Raw genomic sequence first — 20,794 nt, forward strand, 5'->3', positions numbered from 1 at the left:
TTGTAGGCCGGACCAAGCGTAGCGTTGTTCCGGCATTCAAACCGCCTGCCGGATACGCGTCGCAAAGCCTCCTTCATCCGGCCTACAAAACGCCAGGTTACCCGCAACGATTGCCACCGTTGTAGGCCGGACCAAGCGTAGCGTTGTTCCGGCAGTCACACCGCCTGCCGGATGCGCGTCACAAAGCCTCCTTCATCCGGCCTACAAAACGTTAAGTTGCCATCAACGATTGCCACCGTTGTAGGCCGGACCAAGCGCAGCGCTGTTCCGGCAGTCACACCTGGCAAACGGCATCAACACCCGCCGGTAAACGTCGGGCTGGATACTTTCATAACACTCAGGCTATCCCTGCATTTTTGCGCACGGCGCCGACGAGATTTGCATGAAGATCTCTTTGGGGAATCGCGGTCACCTCCAATATATTGGCGAAACCCCAACAACTCCGACACAGCCAAAAGCTGCACCGCTTCTACATAAAATTTCTTTCGCCTTACGATACGCTTCGCGAACGCGGTGTTCTGCGGTGACAACCACCAAGTGGCACGAAGGTTGCCTTGCAGTTCGAGCGGACAAAAGTCGATGGACTCGGGTGACAGATACAGGTCGACTCTGTTTGATTCATCCGAAACGAATTGTGTGCCGTGACGTGGCGAGGTTGATGGTATGATCCAAGCCGTATTGCGATTGGTGCCGCCGCCCGACAAACGCAACGAAACATTGCGAGTGTTATGTGGTTTGGCGTGTCCTACTGAAACCTCCAAGGGGTGTCGGTTTTGTCGAGTGTTGTCTGACGAGAACGATGACGAGTCGATCATCTATTGGGCACATTGGGAAACACGTACTGATCTCGAAAACCATTTTCGTAGTGAACGCTTCCATCGGCTCTTGCCTTACATCGAGATGTCGTTAGAACCTCCTCAAGTCGAAATTTGTAATCTTGAAGTGATCGGCGAACTCGACGTCATCGTGTCCGCGATCGCGCCCAAGCAAACGTAGACCGCGTGCAAGCGTAGACGCATCGCAAACGTAGACTCATCGCAAACCTAGACTCATCGCGAAACCCTTCAACTCACAAGGTGGAACAAGTGAAGTCAGCAATCTTCGGAATGACCATGACGGTCTGCACCCTGTGTTGCCTGCCGTATGCCGGCGCGGACGAAGCAACCGACCGCGAGATGATTCAGAAGGAAGTCCAGGCGTACGTCGACGCGTTCAATCAGCGTGATGCCAAAACACTCGCATCGAAATGGTCGAGCGAAGCGGTCTATACGAACCCGTTGTCCGGCGAACAGGTCGTCGGGCGCGAAGCGATCGAACAACAATTCGCAACAATCTTCGCCAACGACCCAGCGGTGAAGTTGGCGGTCACGTCGAACTCGATTGATTTCCTATCGCCCAGCGTTGCAATTGAAAAAGGCACCGCCATCGTCAGTCGGTCCGCTCCCTCCGGTGACGATCCTGCCGACCCAAAAGCCGAACCGCTGACCGAAACGTCCGAGTATCGCGGCGTCTATGTCAAACAGGACGGTCATTGGTTGCTCGACCGTGTCACTGAAGAAGAACTGATCTCGAACGACTCACCCTACGAACACCTCGGACAACTCGAGTGGCTGATCGGATCGTGGGTTGATGAAGACGACCAGGCCCGAATCGAATCTACGTATCGATGGACACAAAACCGTCGCTTCATCGTGCAAATGTTTTCCGTCAACGTCGGCGGAGTCGTCGAGATGTCGGGAATGCAAATCATCGGATGGGACCAAAACGCCGAAAACATTCGCTCATGGGTCTTCGACAGTGAAGGTGGATTTGGCGAAGGGACATGGAGCGAACACGGTGACGCGTGGCACATCCAGGACGCCGGAACGCTTCCCGATGGCAGCGTTTCTACCTCCACCAACATTCTTACCTACGTGGACAACAATCAATTCACATGGCAATCCGTCAACCGAGTCGTCGGCGGGCAGTTGCTGCCGAACGTTAGCGAGGTTGTTGTGAAACGAGACGTCAAAAGGAACCAATAGTTCGACTCGCTGGTCATGACCGCCCCGAGTCTGGGAAGCATGGGCAACGACACAACGTTCCCCATCCACCATCCATCTTTTCTGCAGTTGGGATCTCTTCGATGAAACGTATCTTTGTGTTGCTAGCGTTGGTAAGTCTGAGCTTGTTCGCGTGCAGCGAGGTTTTCGCTCGCGGCGGGCGAGGCGGCGGCGGTTTCCGAGGAGGCGGAGGCGGTGGCGGCATGCGAGGCGGCGGTTTCAGCGGTGGAGTTTCCCGTGGCGGGGGCGGAGGATTCAGCGGCGGTGGATTCTCGGGGGCATCTCCCTCGATCGGTCGCACGCCTTCGATCAGCCGACCGTCAACACCGAGCTATTCTCGACAACCGAGCATCTCGCGGCCGTCTGCTCCGAGTTCTCGGCCGAGTTTCTCGTCGCCGTCGGTCGGTTCGCGGCCCAGCGTCTCGAACCCGATTTCCCCCGGGATAGGATCGCGTCCGAACGTCGGAACTCGCCCCAGTAGCCCGTCGCGCCCGAGCAGCCCATCGCGCCCGAGCACCGGCAATCTCCCAAACACCGGCGCCCGGCCTGGCCAAGGATCGCGTCCCGGCCAAGGGATCGGTTCCAACGTCGGCTCACGCCCGTCGGCTGGCTCTCGTCCGAGCTCCGGTGATCTGCGGAATTTTCTCGATATGCCATCCAGCGGTGGTGGCGCCCGTCCGAGCCAGCTGCCGTCATCGCGGCCAGGCAATCTAGCGGGAAGCGTGGCCGGTGGAGTTGCCGGAGGCATGGCAGGCAGCATCGCCGCCGACTTTCTGCGTGATTCGGGCCCCCGCGCCGACACCCTGCCCGCCGAACGTCCCGGCGGAGCAGGCGGTCCGGGCAATCGACCAGGCCCCGTCGAGCGACCAGGCCCCGGTGAACGGCCTGGACCAGGAGATCGTCCGAGCATTGGCAACCTACCCGCCAACCGTCCTGGCCCTGGCAACGGCCCTGGTCCTGGCAACGGCCCTGGTCCTGGCAACGGCCCTGGCTCGGGAAATCGCCCTGGTCCTGGTAATCGTCCTGGACCTGGTGATCGCCCCGGCCATGGACACCGTCCTGGTTATGGACCGGGTGATCGACCGCTCGTTGACAACCGGCCGCAACGAATTGAAAACCGTCAAGATCGCCATAACGTCCGACAGGAACGTCGCGACGAGATCCGCGACCATATGTACCACACTCCGATCCGTGATTTCTGGTCTGACCATCCGCTGTGGGGAACGTGGGCGATCACCCGACCGTTTCGCTGGGCCGCATGGGGTGGCGTTCGCGGTTGGGTAGGTTACGGATGGTCCGAACCGATCTACTACAACTACGGCGAGAACATCTACTACCAAGACGGATCGGTCTACTACAACGACGAGATCATCGCGACCGAAGAAGAGTACGCGATGCAGGCCGAAGCGATCGTCGCGAGCGCACCGGAGATCGTCGTGCCCACGGAAGCCGTCGCCACCGACTCGGCGTCTCAAACGACTGACGCCACATTGGATGAAACCGCGAGTGACGGAAGTTCGACCGGCGACGATCAACAGGGCGAATGGATGCCACTGGGTGTGTTCGCCGTCACCCAAGATGGCCAGGAGTCCGGCCCCGACCCGACGTTGTTCCTGCAATTCGTGATCAACCGGCAAGGCGTCATTTCCGGCACGCTTCGCAACACGGCTACCGACACGACACAAACGATCGAGGGCATGGTCGACAAAGACTCACAGCGGTCTGCATGGAACGTCGTTGATAAGAAACGCCCGATCATGGAAACGGGCATCGTGAACCTGACGAAAGACACCGCCCCGGTGCTCGTCCACTTCGAAGACGGCACGACTCAACAGTGGTTGTTGGTCCGACTGGAAGATCCCGAGCAACAACAACAGTAACCGTCGCAGGAGTATCCTATGCCAATTCAAAACATGTGTCCCTATGTGACGCTATCCTTCGCTGTGGTTCTAACCAGCCTGTTCGGATGCAGCGAAGCTGAACGCGCGGCCGATCCGATTCGCCCGGTTCGCGTGGTCAAGGTCGGCGACCTCGAGGCGATCACGGGCCGGTCTTTCCCGGGACGTGCATCAGCAAAGAATGACGTCGACCTTTCGTTCCAAGTATCCGGTCCGCTCGTCGAACTGCCTGTCGACGTGGGGTCGGTCGTCAGTTCCGGCGACACGATCGCGAAGATCGATTCACGTGATTTCGATACTGCGTTGCGTGACACGGAAGCACGACTCGACAAAGCGAAAGCGAACTTGCTGGCGATGGAACGTGGGGCACGCCCCGAAGAAATCAATCAACTGAAACTCGCCCTCAAGCAAGCCGAAGCGTCGTACGAACAGGCCATCGCCGAACACGACCGCAATGCGGAACTCGTCAAAAGCGGTGCGGTGTCTCAATCGCAATTCGATATCACGGCAGCTCGGCGCAAACGCGCCGCCGCGGAAGTCGACGACGCGATCGAGGCGCTCAACATCGGGATGACCGGGGCTCGCGAGGAAGACCTCGACGCCAAACGCGCCGAAGTCCGCTCGCTCGAAGCCGCCGTGACCGATGCGAAAAACCGACTCGACGACACCACGTTGGCGGCCCCGTTCGACGGAGAAATCTCGGTACGCTACGTCGACAACTTCCAACGCGTGGAAGCCAAACAGGCGATCGTTCGCATTGTCGATGTCTCGGAGATCGAGATCGTCGTGCAAGTGCCTGAATCGGTGATCGGATTACTCGAAAAGGGCATCCCAGTGACGTGCAAATTCGATGCGATCGGCGAACGAGAGTTCCACGGCAAAGTCACCAAGATCGGTCGGGAAGCGTCCAAGACCACGCGGACCTACCCCGTCACCGTTCAGATCGAACAACCCGATGACGCCAACGTGTTGCCAGGCATGGCCGCGACGGTATCAATCAAGACGACAGGCAGCGATTCGACGGTCAACAATTTGATCATCCCTCTCCAAGCCGTCTTTACCGAACCGGCTGACGACTCGCAGAGTTTTGTGTGGGTGTTCGACGACGCGACCGGCAAAGTTTCTCGCCGCGCGGTCACGCTGGGCGAGTTGACGCCGGTTGGTGTTCGCGTCACCGAAGGATTGAAGGTCGGTGACCACGTCGTGACCGCGGGCATTAACTCACTGCAAGAGGGCCAGGTGGTCAAACTGCTTTGAGACCGCAAACGCGAAAAAAACCCCTGAGTATCGGAATGGTGAGCAGACTGCGACGTCGTGTGTGGATGGAAAACAAATGAACTTGGCTGAGCTATCGATCGAGAAACGCGCGATCACCTATTTCGGGATCGCGCTGATCATATTGGGTGGTGTGTTTTGCTACTTCCAACTCGGCCAATTGGAAGATCCCGAGTTCTCGGTCAAAACCGCGGCGATCACGACGACCTACCCGGGCGCGAGTGCCGAGCAAGTCGAGTTGGAGGTAACCGACCAGCTCGAAACCAAACTCCAGGAGATGGCCGAACTCAAAAACATCTACTCCAATTCGCGGCCCGGCCTGTCGATCATCAAAGTCGACATCAAGAGCAACTATTGGTCGGAACGTTTGCCGCAGGTTTGGGACGTTCTGCGAAAGAAGGTCGCCGACGTCGAACCGACTCTGCCGCCCGGTGCCGGGAAACCCAAAATCGGTGACGACTTCGGCTACGTGTTCGGCTTCCTCTTGGCGGTCAGCAGTGACGGCTATTCTTACGCCGAGTTGGAAAAGTATGTCAAAGACATGCGAAAGGAATTGAGCGTCGTCAAGGGCGTCGCGCGGGTCGACTTTTGGGGTGTGCAAGAGAAACGCATCTACCTCGACGTCTCCTCGGCTCGATTGGTTCAACTCAACCTCACCCCGGCTCAACTGATCGACACGCTGCAGTCACAAAACATGGTGGTGGATGCCGGCCAAGTCGACTACCAAACGCAACGCCTGCGGGTCTCGCCCACCGGTGCGTTCCAAACACCCGAAGACATCGGCGATGTTGCCATCACGAGCGTGGTCAACGGCAAGGAAGAGATCATCCGCATCCGCGACTTGGCGGCCGTCAACGTGGGTTACGTAGATCCGCCGAGCCACATGTTGCGGCACAACGGTCGGGAAGCGATCGCGCTAGCGCTTGCACCGGCCGCGGGTGAAAACGTGGTCGAGGTAGGGAAGCGTATCGACGCGAGAATCCACGAGTTGCTTGCCGATCTGCCCGTGGGGATTAACGTCGAGCGAATCTCGTGGCAATCGGATCAAGTCAGCGAATCGATCCGGGCATTCATGGTCAGTTTGATCGAAGCGGTCGCGATCGTGTTGGCACTGCTCGCACTGACAATGGGAGTTCGGCCCGGAATCATTATTGGGATCAGTGGTTTGGTGTTCCCAATTTTGGGGACGTTCATTGTGATGTCCATCATCGGAATCGATCTGCATCGGATTTCACTCGGTGCGTTGATCATTGCGATGGGAATGATGGTCGACAACGCGATCGTGGTGACCGATGGCATCATGGTTCGGATCGCCCGAGGGATGGATCGCAAACAGGCCGCGATCGAAGCCGCCAGTGGCCCGTCGATCCCGTTGCTGTGTGCGACGGTGGTCGCCTGCATGGCGTTCTTTCCGATCTTCGCATCGACGTATGACACTGGCGAATACGCGGGCAGCCTGTTCACGGTCGTCGCGATTTCGCTGCTGCTCAGTTGGTTGTTCTGCCAAACCGTTGCTCCGATCCTTTGCATGGCGATGTTGCCGGGCCCCAAACAAGGCGAGGCAGAAACCGATCCGTACCAGGGGACGCTGTATCGTTCCTTCCGCAATCTCTTGTCATGGACGATCCGCCATCGCATTTTGTTCCTGGCGTGCATGGTGGGACTGCTGCTGATGTCGGTCGCGGGATTCAAATGGGTGCCCAAACTGTATTTCCCCGACTCAAGCCGTTTGCAGGTGATGATCGACTACTGGGCACCGGAAGGAACACGCATCCAACAAACCAGCGAGAACCTGCAACGTATCGAAGAGTTTGTGAAGAACCACGATGCAACCGCTTCGCAAAGTGCCTTCATTGGCAAAGGGCCGCCTCGGTTTTATCTGCCCGTCAGCGCCGAAGATCCTTACACCTCTTACGCGCAAATTATCGTCAACACGAAGTCGCTCGATGGAGTCAACCGGCTCGTTGCTGACACCGACGCCTGGGTAAAGGAGAACGTACCCGAGGCGATGGTCCGGGTTCGCAAGTACGCGGTGGGCGCGTTCGACGATTGGAAGATCGAAGCTCGGTTCAGTGGGCCGGCCAACGCGGATCCCGACACGCTGCGAAGACTCGCCGAAGAGGGCGCGGCAATCCTGCGAGAAACACCGTTGGCCAAAGAAGTGCGTGTAAACTGGCGCGAACGCGTGCAATCGCTCTCCCCGCAGTACAACCAAGAACGCGCACGATGGGCCGGCGTTTCCCGTGACGATGTCGCGAGGGTGATGAAGCGAGCATCCGACGGGATCGTTGTCGGCCAGTACCGCGAGGGCGACGACTTGATCCCGATCGTTGCACGCAACGTCGAATCCGAACGCCAAGTCGCCGCGTCCACTCTCGACGAATTGCAGGTCACGGCCAAACTCTCGACCAACGCGATCCCCGTTTCTCAAGTCATCGATGGTGTCGAGATTCCATGGGAAGACCCGATCATTTGGCGATGGGACCGACGTCGTGCGGCGACCGTTCAGTGTTCGCCCAACAACGCGACCGCACCCACACTTCGCAACGCCGTGCTCGAAAAGTTCGAGGCCATTGAACTGCCTCCAGGCTATCGTTTGGATTGGGACGGTGAATACTGGAGTGCCAAACAGTCGCAGGAGGCGCTCGCCCCCGGCATTGTTCCGGCGGTTGTTGTTATGCTGTTTATCCTCGTTGCGTTGTTCAACGGTTTCCGTCCGATGCTACTTTGCATTGGGGTGATCCCGTTCGTGATGATCGGAATCACCGGTGGACTCTTGCTGACGCAAACGCCGTTCGGCTTCATCGCATTGTTGGGTGCGATGAGTCTATCGGGTATGATGATCAAGAATGTGGTTGTCCTGTTGGATGAAGTCAACGTGAACCTTGCCAAAGGGGCGACTCCGTACCATGCCATTGTCGAGGCGGCGGTATCGCGATTGAGCCCGGTTGTGAACGCGGCGGGAACAACCGTGCTCGGGGTGTTGCCAATGTTGCAGGACGTTTTTTGGGTCGCGCTCGCGGTTACGATCTTCTTCGGACTGATTGTTGGCACGCTCCTGACCATGGTGATGGTGCCAACGTTGTACGCGTTGCTGTACCGGGTTCCTGCCGAATGATCTCTACTTAACAAACAGCCATGACCTTCGACCTACAACCGCTGGTTCGTCACACCCGCATTCAAGAAATCGTGGGCGACGTGATCCGACTTCGCGCCAAAGGCGTCGCCCTCGGTGACATGGCGGAAGTGGAGAACACGGACGGCGAATCGTCGCTCGCCCGAGTCATCGGGTTAGAACGCGACGTTGTCAGCCTGCAGGTCTTCGCGGGCGGCAAAGGGCTGTCGACCAACGCAACGGTGAAGTTCCTCGGTCGTTCACTCGACGTCGTTTATTCACCTAATATTCTCGGCCGTATCTTTCGTGGATCTGGTACTCCGCTCGACGGCGGCCCTGATCTCACATCCGACCCGCACGTGAAAGTCGGCGGCCCGACGGTGAACCCCGTCATGCGAGTCATGCCGACCAAGATGATCGAGACCCGTGTCCCGATGATCGACCTGTTCAACTGCCTCGTCGAGAGCCAGAAGATTCCGATTTTTTCAGTAGCGGGTGAACCACACGGCGAGTTGCTCGCACGGATCGGCTTCCAAGCCGACGCGGATGTGCTGGTCTTCGGCGGCCTCGGGTTGATCTTTGACGACTACCATTTCTTCCGAACCGCGTTCGAAGAGCACGGCGTCTTCGGCCGGACGGTGATGTTTGTCAACCAAGCCTCCGATCCGTTGGTGGAGCGTTTGTTGGTTCCCGACATGGCGTTAGCGGTAGCTGAAAAGTTCGCCGTCGAGGAGAACAAACGCGTCCTCGTTTTGTTAACCGACATGACCGCGTACGCCGACGCGATGAAGGAGATCGGCGTCGCGCAAGAACGCATCCCAGCGGTCCGCGGATACATGGGCGATCTCTACACACAGCTCGCCCAGCGATACGAAAAAGCCTGCGACTTCAAAGGCGCAGGATCCGTCACGATTCTTACCGTTACGACCATGCCCGGTGACGATGTCACGCACCCAGTCCCGGACAACACGGGATACATCACCGAAGGCCAGTTCTATCTGCACGGTGGGATCATTGACCCGTTCGGTTCATTGTCGCGTCTGAAACAACATGTCATCGGCAAATCCACCCGCGAAGATCACTCGCAGGTAATGAACACGATGATCCGTTTCTACTCCGAAGCGGTCGAGGCACAACGCAAACAAGCGATGGCGTTTGAGCTATCGCCGTTCGATCACAAATTGCTGAAGTACGGTGACCTGTTTCGCAAACGCTTCTTGGACATCCGCGTTTCGATGGGCGTGATCGAAGCGTTGGACTTGTGCTGGCAAACACTCGGCGAGTGCTTCGAGCCGAACGAATTGTTGATGAAACAACATTTGATCGACAAATACTTCCCGAATCGGCCTGGGCAAACAGAACGAGCTGACGAATCCGACGAGATTGAGCAAGAGGTGGCAGAGCCACCGCCAGCGAGCGAAGGTTCCTCGCCATGAGCAAGCTTCGTCTCAGCAAACATTCACTGCAACAACAGCAGCAACAACTCAAACTGTACGAAAAGCTGCTGCCGTCGTTGGACCTCAAACGTCGACAACTTACCGTCGAAGCACAAAAGGCTCGCGAGGAACAACGCGTCGCGATCGAAGCGGCGAACGCACTCGAAATGAAAATCGGCGAGGAGCTCCCAATGCTCGCCGATGAACGCCTCGATCTCACCGGGCTGGTCAAGATGGACGGCTATCGCGTTGGGGAACAAAACGTCGTCGGGACGCGGCTTCCGATATTGGAACAGATGAACTTTGTCGTCTCGGACTATTCCCGCATGGCGACTCCGGCTTGGATTGATATTCTCGTGCAGCGTCTCAAGGATGCGGCCGAAGCACGAGTCCGCTCTCGCATCGCGGGCGAACGCGTCGAAATTCTTTCGCATGCGGTTCGACGCATCACGCAGCGCGTCAATCTGTTCGACAAAGTGCTGATCCCGGACGCCAAAAAGAACATCCAACGGATCAGGATCTACCTAGGCGACGCCGAACGCGCGTCGGTGATCACGTCGAAACTCGCCAAAGCCAAACAACAAAAGAACAACAATTCCTGGGAAGACGACGACACCGACGGAGTCGCCTCATGAGCATTGTGCCGCTGCACCGGGCAACCTTCGTCGGCCTCGCACAGGACAAGGAGCCGTTGCTCGATTCGCTGCATGATTTCGGGAATCTCGAGATCATTCCACTGACGCGAGAACGCGACCTCGATGCTGCGATTAAGAAACGCGCGGCGCCGACGCAATGTTCGCGTGATGCGTTGAAGTTTCTCTTGGCATCGCCCCAACGTCGTCGGCAATCGCATGATCGTACGATGTTCGATGCCGCTCAGGTCGAACGTCAGGCTCGTGAACTTCAATCTCGGATTCACGACCTGGAGTCCGAACGTGACGACCTTTTGGAACGGATCGAAGGAATCAAACCGTTTGGCGATTTCTCTTTCGCGTCGCTGCAACAGATGGGCGATTTCCGTCTTTGGTTTTATGTCGTTCCGCATTCAGAATTGCCCAAGGTAGCATCCGCGTTGGACGAACAGACCTCTACGGGGTCGGCGGCATGGGAAGCAGTCACGGAGGATTCACGACACAGTTATGTGGTGGTCGTCTCGCCGGAAGAGCCAACCGACATGCCTGTCCCCCGACAAAGGATCGGGGCACGCTCGCTCAAGCAGCTTTCCCAACGTCTCGAAGAAGTCGAACTCGCGATCGAAGACGCCCAAGCAGAGCGTGCTTATTTGACGCGGTGGTGCCTTCTGTTTGCGAGAAGCCTGACTCAGCTCGACGATGCGGCGGCACGTTCCGGTGCGGCGGAACTGACCTGTGACATCGATTCTCTTTTTGCACTCAAGGCCTGGGTGCCCCGTGAACACATTGATGAACTCGCGGAGTTGGCCGAGGCTCGAGGCATCATGTTCGAACATCGGCCGCCGACGCCGAACGAGGATCCGCCCACGTTGATGCGGAACGAGCCTCGTGTGGAAGCGGGCGAAGACCTCGTCAACTTCTACATGACGCCGGGCTACTGGACATGGGATCCGTCGAGAACGGTGACGATCTCGTTCGCGATCTTCTTTGCGATGATTCTTGCCGACGCCGGCTACGCGTTTCTTCTAGGCCTAGGACTAGCGTCGATTTGGCGGAAACTGGGACAACCGACGACCGCGGAGGCTCGGTTGACTCATGCCGCCGATATCGAACAAGGCGAACCGTTGCCGCAACGAACCACAGGCCAGCGTTTTCGGCCCCTCCTGCTGTTGATCGTCGTTTTCTCCTTCGTCTACGGCGTGCTCGTCGGCAGCTACTTCGGGATAACGCCTTCGTCGGGATCGCTTTTATCGAAGCTGAATTTGCTCGACATGAGTAACACACGTCTGATGATGGGCATCTCTGTCCTCGTGGGCGGAGTCCATGTGATCCTTGCCAACATCATGAACGCACTGCGATACGATGATTGGCGAGACGGACTGGCGTCGTTCGGATGGGCCATCGCCGTGGCGGGCGGGTTGGTCGCGGGGGCCGGCGCGACAAGCGATTCGTTGTCGGCGTTGAAATTGGTCGGCGCGTTTGCGGCGGTCATTGGATTGGTCCTTGTGGTCGGATATACGGCCCGGCAGGAGAAACCGCTTCGCCGGTTGCTCGCGGGGATGCTCGGACTGACGAAGGTCTCCGCGGCGTTTGGTGACATTCTGAGCTATCTGCGTTTGTTCGCACTCGGTTTGGCATCGGCATCGCTCGCATCCGCCTTCAACGACATGGCGGCGGGAATCCATGGAGCTCTCCCACGACTCGGATTGCTCTTTGCATTGTTGGTGCTTCTGTTCGGCCACGCGTTGAACATGTTGCTAGGTGTTTCCAGCGGTGTGATTCACGGGTTGCGATTGAATGTGATTGAATTTTTTAACTGGGGCTTGAAAGACGAAGGTCGGCGATTCACCCCGTTTCGACGAAAGGAAGGTTCCCTATGGAATTGACGATAATCACCCTCGGGTGGATCGGGCTGTACGCCCCGTTGGCACTCGGCGCCGTCGGCAGCATGATCGGTTGCCTCCGTGGCGGCATGGCGGCATGTGGTGCGATGCTCGAGGTCGAGACCGGTTTCGGTCGCTTCGTTGGTGTTGCGGCGATGCCTTCGTCGCAAACCATCTACGGTATCGTGGTAACGATGGCGTTGCCCACCGCGATCTCGCCCGAAAACTCACCCGGTATGTTTGCCCTCGGTGTGCTGTCGGGGATCGCGCTGTTGGTCAGTGCGATGTCCCAAGGCGCCGCCTGTGCCGCGGCGATCAATGCATCCAAAAGTAAGCCAGAAGTATTCGGCATCTCGCTCGCTCCGGCAGCGTTGATCGAAGGCTTCGCCGTGTTTGCATTTGTTTTCGCGTTGGTTCTCGCCGGCCGACTCCCGTAAGTATTTCACTACCGAAAGACACCGAGATGGAAGCGAACGCAAAGAAATCAGGCGGAGTACAAAACCTGATCGAACGGATCCGTGACGAGGGAGTGCAAGCTGCTCAGACGGAAGCCGAACGCCTGTTGGCAGACGCTCGCCGACAAGCGGCCGAGATCGTTTCAAAAGCCAAATCCGAAGCCAACGCCGAACGCGAAAACGCGAAAAATGAAATCGAGGCCAATCGCGTCGCTTCGTTGGACGCGTTGCAATTGGCGGCGCGCGACACGGTTTTGGATCTCAAAGCTCGTGTCGTCGCGCAGTTCGAGGAGTTCGTTCGACGGCTCGTCGTTTCTGCCACGACTGACGAACAGTTGGTTCGCAACCTCGTCTTGGTGCTCGCCGGACATGCGGCCGATGAGTTCATCCAAGACAAAGAAATCGAGGTGCGAATTTCAAAAGCACTGCTGGGCGAACCGACCCTGCAGGAAGAAAGCAAAGAGGCGCTCCTCGCACTTTCGAGCGACATGCTGCGTGAAGGAATCGAACTGATTGCTGACTACGAAGTCGAAGGCGGTGCTCGGGTTCAGTTGGTCAACGAACGGCTGGAGATCGACCTTTCCGACCAAGCCATTTCGCAACTGATCGCGAAACAGATGGTCCCACGGTTCAAGAAGATACTTGAGGGCGGGGCACCTCTGTAATGTATTACGACCTGGTCTGCAGCCTTCCGCACTTGCCGTATTTTGAAGAGGCCGATCGTCTCCCCATCACACCTTTGCGTTTGAACCAACGCATGAAGCGACTCGGCAACGACCACGCCGATCAACTCAGAGCGGCACGCCCATTGGTCCAGTGGTCTGCGGAACGATTCAAAGACCAAACGGATCTGTCACTGGACGCGAACTATCGACGTTTCCAACAAACCGCCCCATCCCCGTTGCTGCACGAATACGTGACCTTTCGACTGACGCAGCGGTTGTTACTCGCCGCGCTACGGATGCGTCCGCTCGGCAAGAAGCCATCGGCGGACTACCGGCGTTGGGGACTTGGGTCGCAGGTCGCGTCGATCCATCAGCACTGGGACGCGCCCTACTTCCAACTCGAATACCGTTTCACTTGGTTGCCCGACGCATCTGAACGATTGGCGGCAGGTGACGCGGTCGGTCTCGAACGTATTCTCATGGGAACCTGTTGGCGATGGCTCACCCGAGTCAGCGAATCGTCGATGTTCTCATTCGAATCGGTGATGGCGTTTCTTTTCAAATGGGACATGCTTCGCGCGTGGTTAGCGTTTGATTCCCCAAAAGCCAAAATTCAATTCTCGGCATTGATCGACAAGGTGACGCATGTCGCAAACTCATGATGCAAACAAACAGTCTTCCACGGCGACCGTCGTTGAAGCTCGCGAAAGTCTCGTCCTGATCCAAATCGACGAAGATGCGTCAGTGAAAAAGAACGAGGTCGGCTTCATCTGTGTCGGCGACGAGCGTCTGAAGGCGGAAACGCTTCGCATCCGTGGTCGCACCGCCGACATGCAGGTGTTCGAAGACACCACCGGGGTTCGCGTCGGCGACAAGGTCGAAATGACCGACGAGATGTTGACCGCAACTCTTGGTCCCGGACTCCTCGGACGTGTGTTTGACGGGCTGCAAAACCCACTGCACGATTTGGCAGAGGAACACGGTTTCTTTCTGCCTCGAGGCGTTTCCGCTCCGCCGCTTCCGCTCGATGAGAAATGGGAATTCAAACCGGTCGCCAAAGTCGGCTCGCGAATTCCGCCCGGCGGTGTGTTGGGAACGGTCCAGGAGGCATCCTTCACCCACAAGATTCTCGTGCCATTCAATGAGCCGGAACCGGTCGAGATCGCGTGGATCGGCGATGGCACTTTCACGCTGAATGATCCCATCGCACGCATTCGCTCAGGTGACGTTGAACGCGAACTCACCATGCTGCAACATTGGCCCGTACGCCGCCCGATTCCCGATCCGCTGCTTCGGCGTCGTTTTGCTGAGAGACTGTATCCGGACGAACCGTTAACCACCGGCACGCGCATCATTGACACCTTTTTCCCGATCGCGACCGGAGGCACCGGTTGCATCCCGGGTCCGTTCGGGGCGGGAAAGACCGTTCTGCAAAGCACGCTCGCACGCTATGCCGCCGTGGACGTTGTGGTCGTCGTTGCGTGTGGCGAACGAGCCGGTGAAGTCGTCGAAACTATTTCGTTGTACCCGGAAACAAAGGACCCACGAACCGGTGGCACTTTGATGGATCGCACGATCATCATCTGCAACACGTCATCGATGCCCGTTGCCGCACGTGAGGCCTCGATTTATATGGGTGTCACCTTGGCGGAATACTATCGGCAGATGGGATTGAAGGTGCTGCTGATTGCCGACTCCACATCGCGTTGGGCTCAGGCGATGCGGGAAACGTCCGGACGGATGGAAGAGATCCCCGGCGAGGAGGCGTTCCCGGCATACCTCGATTCATCGATCAAGAGCGTTTACGAGCGGGCCGGTGTGATTCAGTGCCCCGACGGTTCGCACGGTTCACTGACGATGATCGGGACGGTGTCCCCGGCGGGCGGAAACTTTGAAGAACCCGTCACCCAGTCCACGCTCGGAACCGTGAAGACGTTTCTCGGCCTTTCCTATGACCGTGCCTACAAACGATTCTATCCCGCCATCGATCCGCTCATCTCATGGTCGCGGTACCTGGATCAGTTGAAACCATGGTTGAGTAGAGAACTCACGACGACTTGGGTCGACGATGTGGCTCAGTTGCAAGAACTGCTTCGCAAGGGCGACTCCATCAACCAGATGATGCAGGTTACCGGCGAGGAAGGGATCACGTTGGAGGATTTCATCACGTGGCAAAAGTCCGTGCTCGTCGACATGGCGTACCTACAACAAGACGCATTTGACGACGTGGATGCGTGCATGCCACGCGAACGGCAACTCGAGAGCATGAGGCTAATCAAACGCCTCGTTGATCGAGAATACCCGTTCGCGAATCGAGATGACGCGCGTGATTTCTTCACCAACGTGATCGGACTCTACAAAAACTGGAACTACAGCGCTCACGGGACAGCGGAATACGATCGATACAAAGCCGAACTCGAACTTGCCACGACCGAGATCAAAGAGGTGTCCCCTTGAACGCAACCACGCCCAAAACCCGATCCGAAAACGTCAGCCTCGCCGATGAAGAGGAAGTAAAAGAGGTACTCAGCAACGCCGTCCTCGGCCTTTGGGATGTCGTCAACAGCCTCACCCGACTGCGACCGTCCAAAAAAGAACGGTACCGTGTCACGATCTTCGGATCGGCACGAGTCAAACCCGGCACGTTCGGATATGAGGAAACCAAACGCTGTTCGTCCGCATTGGCCGCGATGGGATGCGACATCATCACCGGCGGCGGCCCTGGACTCATGCAAGCCGCCAACGAAGGTGCGTCGAGTGCTCCTGAGTTAGCGAAGTCGATCGGCATCCGCATCGACCTGCCTTTCGAGCAGGAAATCAATTCGTTCGTCAACCAAACCTTTGAACACCTAACGTTCTTCACCCGATTGCATCAATTCGTGTTGACCTCCGATGCGTTTCTCGTCGCACCGGGCGGTATCGGCACGGTGCTCGAGACGTTGATGGTGTGGCAACTGTTGCAGGTCCACCACCTCAACAACACGCCATTGATCTTGGTCGGCAAAATGTGGCCTGGTCTCATCGACTGGGCCAACGAGTCCATGCTTTCAGATGAAGTGCCGCTCGCGAGCCCTGAAGACATGAACATCCCCCGATGCGTCGCCAATGCGGACGAAGCCATTTCGATCATACGGGAACATCGCGACGATTGGCTGCGTCAGAAGAACGAATCAACGGTAGAATGATTCTACACCACGACATCGGGTAAAAATGTCGATGACGATCGCGGATCAGTCCGTCACGTCATCGCTCGTCAACCCGCGTCGCCCCGGGGCACTAACGCATCAATCGCAACATGACCGACAACGACCACCATCCTTTGCCACCCACCGAAGATGGTGAGACTTCGCACCAAAAACCAGGGTCTCAGAATCAGAAAACCCTGAATCCGAAAACCCAGAACCCGGAGCGCCAAAACCCCGAGACAACTTCCTCGGACATTGACGAAACCAAAACCCTCGCTGCCACGCCCGGCGATACCGCTCCCCTGTCGAGCGAACCTCTCCAGGCCGAAGACTGGGTCGGGAAATCCATCGGCAAGTATCAAATCACGGGCATCGTCGGACGCGGTGGAATGGGCGTTGTTCTCAGGGGCCACGACCCGACACTCGATCGAGACGTCGCGATCAAAGTGTTGCCGGAAAAAATGTCCGACAACGAAGTCGCGTTGAGCAGGTTCCAATCCGAAGCCCGTGCAGCAGGAAAACTCAGCCACGCCAATGTCGCGGCGATTCACGAGATCGGCGAACATGGGTCGTTGCACTTCCTCGTGATGGAACTATTGACCGGTGGCAGCGTTTCCGAGGAGGTTCAGCAACACGGTGCCTGCTCGCTGCTCGAAGCAACTCGAATCTTGATCGATGCATGCCAGGGTGTTGCCGCCGCGCACGCCCAGGGCCTCGTCCATCGCGACATCAAACCCGCGAACTTGGTGAGGTCTGCGGACGGTTCGGTAAAGCTGACGGATTTCGGATTGGCAAAACTCACGACCAGTCCGGACGATCTGCACCTGACACGAACCGGCACCGTGATCGGGACGCCGTACTTCATGAGCCCTGAACAGTGTCAAGGAAAAACCGTCGACGCGAGAACCGACATCTACGCTCTCGGCGCGACGTATTTCTGTCTTCTCACCGGACGACAACCCTACGATGAAAGTGACAGTGTCGTGCAAGTCATGTTCGCGCACTGCAACGATCCGATCCCCGACCCGCGATCGTTCAACTCCTCGGTGCCGCCGGCTTGCTCGACAATCATCGCCAACGCGATGGCGAAGGATCCCGACCACCGATACCAGTCGGCCGACGCAATGCGGGACGATCTGCAATCAGTACACGCGGCGCTTTCTGGTACCATACCGATCGAACTACCGAGTGGATCGAATCTTCCGCGTCTCAATACAAAATCAGGCAATAGTTTGCCCCGTCGGCAGATATTGATCGCGGCCTCGATCGCTCTGATCTCACTGGTATCGCTCGGCTATTTCGGTCTCGGTTTCTTTTCGTCGACACCTTCCGTCGCAGTGCCGACCGGTGAACCGATCAAAGTGGGTGTGCTGCAATCGCTCAGCGGAACCATGTCGGTCAGCGGCACGAGTTTGGTGGATTCGATCCTGCTCGCGATTTCTGAAATCAACGAGGCGGGCGGATTGATGGGACGTCCGGTCGAAGCGGTCGTCGCCGACGGGCGTTCTAAATCGAGCGTTTATGCCGAGGAAGCCGAGCGATTGATCGTGGACGAAAATGTTTGCACGGTGTTCGGTTGTTGGACATCGTACTCACGCAAAACCGTCCGCCCTTTGTTCGAACGCCACGATCACCTGCTCGTCTATCCCGTCCAGTACGAAGGGATGGAGATCTCGCCCAACATCATCTATCTCGGCGCGGCACCGAACCAACAGATCATCCCCGCGGTGCGATGGGTGACCGAATCGCTCGGGAAGAAGAAGATTTTCTTGATCGGATCCGACTACGTTTTCCCTCGCACGGCAAACGAAATCATCAAGGACCAACTGACCGAATACGATGCCCAGGTCGTCGGCGAGACCTACGTTCCCCTTGGCGGATCTCGTTTCGATTCGGTGATCGACCAAATAAAAAATAGCCAACCCGAAATAATCCTCAATACGCTCAACGGCGAATCCAACGTGGCGTTCTTCCGCGATCTGCGAGATGCCGGAATCGATCAAGCCACCGTTCCGTGCTTGTCGTTCAGCATCGGTGAGCAGGAACTTCGCAGCCTCGACCTCGCCGACGTGGAGGGCGACTACGCGGCATCCACTTATTTTCAATCACTCGACAACGAGATCAATCAGAACTTCGTCGCGCGATTCAAATCGAATCATCCACACCGCGTTATCTCCGACCCGATGCAGGATGCATACATCGGTGTGCATCTCTGGGCACAGGCTGTCCGTGACGCCGAAAGCACTGAACCGAAACAAATCCGTCGAGCGATGCTCGGCCAACGAATCGCTGCTCCCGAGGGCAACATCCGTATTGATCCCGAAACGCAGCACTGCTTCAAGACGCCGCGGGTTGGTCAAATTCAACACGATGGACAGTTTCGCATCGTCTGGACTGCCGACACACCCATCCGCCCGGAACCGTTCCCTTCCACACGAACCGCAGAAGACTGGAAAGTTTTCCTCCATGACCTCTACATCGGTTGGGGAAACAGTTGGGTCTCTCGATCGAAGTAGCCCGTTTCCAACAACCATATCGGCGATGTCGCCAGACTCGGTGGCCTGCCTGTTCGGATCGATCTGCGACAATGCATCCTATGAAACGCTCGGCACACGTTCGCACGCCAAGTTGCCAACAACAATAAAATGATAATAGCAGCAGCTTGTTTTGCGAAAGAACATCGACCATGAGCCAAACCAACGTCCTCGGGCAAACTGCACCACTCGGCGCAACCGTCTGCGAAGACGGAGTCAATTTCAGCATCTATTCGCGGTCCGCGAAGGGAGTCGACCTGCTCCTGTTTGACCACGTCGACGCTGCCACAGCGACGCGGACCATCTCGCTCGATCCGATCGCGAACCGAACCTATCACTATTGGCACACCTTTGTTCCGGGGATCAAAGCCGGCCAACTTTATGGGTACCGCGTGCATGGCCCATCCCTCCCCGAGATCGGGCAACGCTTTGATCACGAAAAACTATTGCTGGACCCTTATGGTCGCGGGTGCAGCGTGCCACCAGGCTACTCTCGCGATGCCGCTCAGCAGCCTGGGGATAACACCTCGTCCGCGATGAAAAGTGTCGTCATCGACCCGACCACGTATGACTGGGAAGACGACGCACCGCTGCAGCGTCCCGCTTCTCAGACGATTATTTACGAAATGCATGTACGCGGCTTCACCCGCAACCCAAACAGCGGCATCGACGAATCCAAACGCGGAACCTACGCGGGACTGATTGAGAAAATCCCATACCTCGTCGACCTTGGGGTCACCGCCGTCGAACTGCTACCCATATTTCAATTCGACGCGTTCGATGCACCTCCCGGCAAAACGAACTATTGGGGTTACGCCCCCATCTCGTTCTTCTCACCTCATGCCGCGTACAGTTCCCGTCAAAATCCGTTGGGAGTCATCGACGAATTCCGTGACATGGTCAAGGCACTGCACCGCGCCGGGATCGAAGTCATTCTCGACGTCGTTTTCAACCATACCGCCGAAGGTAACGAATACGGACCAACGTTGAGTTTCCGCGGAATCGACAACGCCACCTATTACATGTTGGAAAACGGCGGCGAACGATACGCAAACTATTCTGGTTGCGGGAATACGTTGAACGCCAACAACACCGTCGCGCGTCGCATGATCCTCGATAGCCTGCGGTACTGGGTGCAAGAGATGCACGTCGACGGATTTCGTTTCGACTTGGCCTCGATTCTCTCGCGAGACACGAACGGGTATCCGCTGCCCAACCCACCGGTCCTTTGGGACATCGAATCCGATCCAACCCTCGCCGGCACGAAACTGTTCGCCGAAGCCTGGGATGCGGCGGGCCTCTATCAAGTCGGCAACTTTGTTGGTGACGCATGGCGTGAATGGAACGGTCGATTCCGCGACGACGTACGTGACTTCTTTCGCGGTGCCCCTGGTTCGGTCACGAAGATTGCCGACCGCGTTGTCGGCAGCCCTCAACTCTACGCTCACAAGCGACGCGAAGCCGAACAAAGCATTAACTTTGTCACCTGCCACGACGGTTTCACCCTCAACGATCTCGTTTCGTACAACGACAAACACAACGAGGATAACAACGAAAGCAACCGCGATGGCGAAAGCCACAATCGCAGTTGGCATTGTGGCGTCGAAGGCCCGACGGATAATCCAATCGTCAACCAATTGCGAAACCGTCAAGTTAAAAACTTCCTGGCAACAA

15 protein-coding genes are annotated in these 20,794 nt (G+C 57.3%); all 15 read left to right on the forward strand.

Annotated elements, in window-relative coordinates; translation table 11 throughout:
* Nucleotides 1-663: 663 nt before the first annotated feature.
* Entirely contained in the window at nt 664-996 is a 333-nt protein-coding gene (locus tag RSSM_RS27115; RefSeq protein WP_008687264.1) for a putative quinol monooxygenase, read from the forward strand.
* Nucleotides 997-1,085: 89 nt separating this feature from the next.
* The gene (locus tag RSSM_RS27120; protein WP_236621428.1) at nt 1,086-2,024 is read left to right on the forward strand and encodes a YybH family protein; all 939 of its coding nucleotides are present in this window, start codon (nt 1,086-1,088) and stop codon (nt 2,022-2,024) included.
* Between the two features lie 101 nt (nt 2,025-2,125).
* A complete protein-coding gene (locus RSSM_RS27135) occupies nt 2,126-3,922 on the forward strand; it encodes a hypothetical protein (protein ID WP_008687266.1) in 1,797 nt (598 codons plus the stop codon).
* An 18-nt stretch (nt 3,923-3,940) separates the two neighbouring features.
* Nucleotides 3,941-5,197 carry an efflux RND transporter periplasmic adaptor subunit gene (locus RSSM_RS27140; RefSeq protein ID WP_144060158.1) on the forward strand — a complete coding sequence of 419 codons (1,257 nt, stop codon included), beginning with the start codon at nt 3,941-3,943 and terminating at the stop codon, nt 5,195-5,197.
* Nucleotides 5,198-5,273: 76 nt separating this feature from the next.
* Nucleotides 5,274-8,333, forward strand: a complete 3,060-nt coding sequence (locus RSSM_RS27145) for an efflux RND transporter permease subunit (RefSeq protein WP_044303787.1) — start codon at nt 5,274-5,276, stop codon at nt 8,331-8,333.
* Nucleotides 8,334-8,353: 20 nt separating this feature from the next.
* Nucleotides 8,354-9,766, forward strand: coding sequence for a V-type ATP synthase subunit B (locus RSSM_RS27150; protein ID WP_008687270.1), 1,413 nt, complete (start codon nt 8,354-8,356; stop codon nt 9,764-9,766).
* Complete coding sequence (locus RSSM_RS27155; protein ID WP_008687273.1) at nt 9,763-10,401, forward strand: V-type ATP synthase subunit D; 639 nt, start codon at nt 9,763-9,765, stop codon at nt 10,399-10,401. The genes RSSM_RS27150 and RSSM_RS27155 overlap by 4 nt, the downstream gene beginning before the upstream one ends.
* Nucleotides 10,398-12,284 (forward strand): V-type ATP synthase subunit I, encoded by a 1,887-nt coding sequence (locus RSSM_RS27160; RefSeq protein WP_008687274.1) that lies wholly within the window; start codon nt 10,398-10,400, stop codon nt 12,282-12,284. The genes RSSM_RS27155 and RSSM_RS27160 overlap by 4 nt, the downstream gene beginning before the upstream one ends.
* On the forward strand, nt 12,275-12,718 hold the full coding sequence (locus RSSM_RS27165) for an ATP synthase subunit C (RefSeq protein WP_008687276.1): 444 nt from the start codon (nt 12,275-12,277) through the stop codon (nt 12,716-12,718). The genes RSSM_RS27160 and RSSM_RS27165 overlap by 10 nt, the downstream gene beginning before the upstream one ends.
* A gap of 26 nt (nt 12,719-12,744) precedes the next feature.
* Nucleotides 12,745-13,401 (forward strand): hypothetical protein, encoded by a 657-nt coding sequence (locus tag RSSM_RS27170; RefSeq protein WP_008687278.1) that lies wholly within the window; start codon nt 12,745-12,747, stop codon nt 13,399-13,401.
* The gene (locus RSSM_RS27175; RefSeq protein WP_008687281.1) at nt 13,401-14,063 is read left to right on the forward strand and encodes a DUF2764 family protein; all 663 of its coding nucleotides are present in this window, start codon (nt 13,401-13,403) and stop codon (nt 14,061-14,063) included. Before RSSM_RS27170 ends, RSSM_RS27175 begins: the two co-directional genes overlap by 1 nt.
* Nucleotides 14,047-15,858 carry a V-type ATP synthase subunit A gene (locus RSSM_RS27180; RefSeq protein ID WP_008687283.1) on the forward strand — a complete coding sequence of 604 codons (1,812 nt, stop codon included), beginning with the start codon at nt 14,047-14,049 and terminating at the stop codon, nt 15,856-15,858. The genes RSSM_RS27175 and RSSM_RS27180 overlap by 17 nt, the downstream gene beginning before the upstream one ends.
* Nucleotides 15,855-16,586: an LOG family protein gene (locus RSSM_RS27185; RefSeq protein ID WP_008687285.1), complete on the forward strand. Its 732-nt coding sequence runs from the start codon at nt 15,855-15,857 to the stop codon at nt 16,584-16,586. The genes RSSM_RS27180 and RSSM_RS27185 overlap by 4 nt, the downstream gene beginning before the upstream one ends.
* Before the next feature lie 110 nt (nt 16,587-16,696).
* Nucleotides 16,697-19,102, forward strand: a complete 2,406-nt coding sequence (locus tag RSSM_RS31980) for a transporter substrate-binding protein (RefSeq protein ID WP_008687287.1) — start codon at nt 16,697-16,699, stop codon at nt 19,100-19,102.
* 170 nt (nt 19,103-19,272) lie between these two features.
* Nucleotides 19,273-20,794, forward strand: a 1,522-nt coding sequence (locus RSSM_RS27195; RefSeq protein WP_008687289.1) for a glycogen debranching protein, incomplete at its 3' end; no start/stop codon positions are given.

Source organism: Aporhodopirellula sallentina SM41 (genome assembly GCF_000346505.1).
Taxonomy (GTDB): Bacteria; Planctomycetota; Planctomycetia; order Pirellulales; family Pirellulaceae; genus Rhodopirellula; species Rhodopirellula sallentina.

What these genes read in the sequence shown, in the direction of transcription:
- RSSM_RS27115 (WP_008687264.1), top strand. Translation starts at nt 664, where the DNA reads ATGATCCAAGCCGTATTGCGATTGGTGCCGCCGCCCGACAAACGCAAC.
- RSSM_RS27135 (WP_008687266.1), top strand. Translation starts at nt 2,126, where the DNA reads ATGAAACGTATCTTTGTGTTGCTAGCGTTGGTAAGTCTGAGCTTGTTC.
- RSSM_RS27140 (WP_144060158.1), top strand. Translation starts at nt 3,941, where the DNA reads ATGCCAATTCAAAACATGTGTCCCTATGTGACGCTATCCTTCGCTGTG.
- RSSM_RS27145 (WP_044303787.1), top strand. Translation starts at nt 5,274, where the DNA reads ATGAACTTGGCTGAGCTATCGATCGAGAAACGCGCGATCACCTATTTC.
- RSSM_RS27150 (WP_008687270.1), top strand. Translation starts at nt 8,354, where the DNA reads ATGACCTTCGACCTACAACCGCTGGTTCGTCACACCCGCATTCAAGAA.
- RSSM_RS27155 (WP_008687273.1), top strand. Translation starts at nt 9,763, where the DNA reads ATGAGCAAGCTTCGTCTCAGCAAACATTCACTGCAACAACAGCAGCAA.
- RSSM_RS27160 (WP_008687274.1), top strand. Translation starts at nt 10,398, where the DNA reads ATGAGCATTGTGCCGCTGCACCGGGCAACCTTCGTCGGCCTCGCACAG.
- RSSM_RS27165 (WP_008687276.1), top strand. Translation starts at nt 12,275, where the DNA reads ATGGAATTGACGATAATCACCCTCGGGTGGATCGGGCTGTACGCCCCG.
- RSSM_RS27170 (WP_008687278.1), top strand. Translation starts at nt 12,745, where the DNA reads ATGGAAGCGAACGCAAAGAAATCAGGCGGAGTACAAAACCTGATCGAA.
- RSSM_RS27175 (WP_008687281.1), top strand. Translation starts at nt 13,401, where the DNA reads ATGTATTACGACCTGGTCTGCAGCCTTCCGCACTTGCCGTATTTTGAA.
- RSSM_RS27180 (WP_008687283.1), top strand. Translation starts at nt 14,047, where the DNA reads ATGTCGCAAACTCATGATGCAAACAAACAGTCTTCCACGGCGACCGTC.
- RSSM_RS31980 (WP_008687287.1), top strand. Translation starts at nt 16,697, where the DNA reads ATGACCGACAACGACCACCATCCTTTGCCACCCACCGAAGATGGTGAG.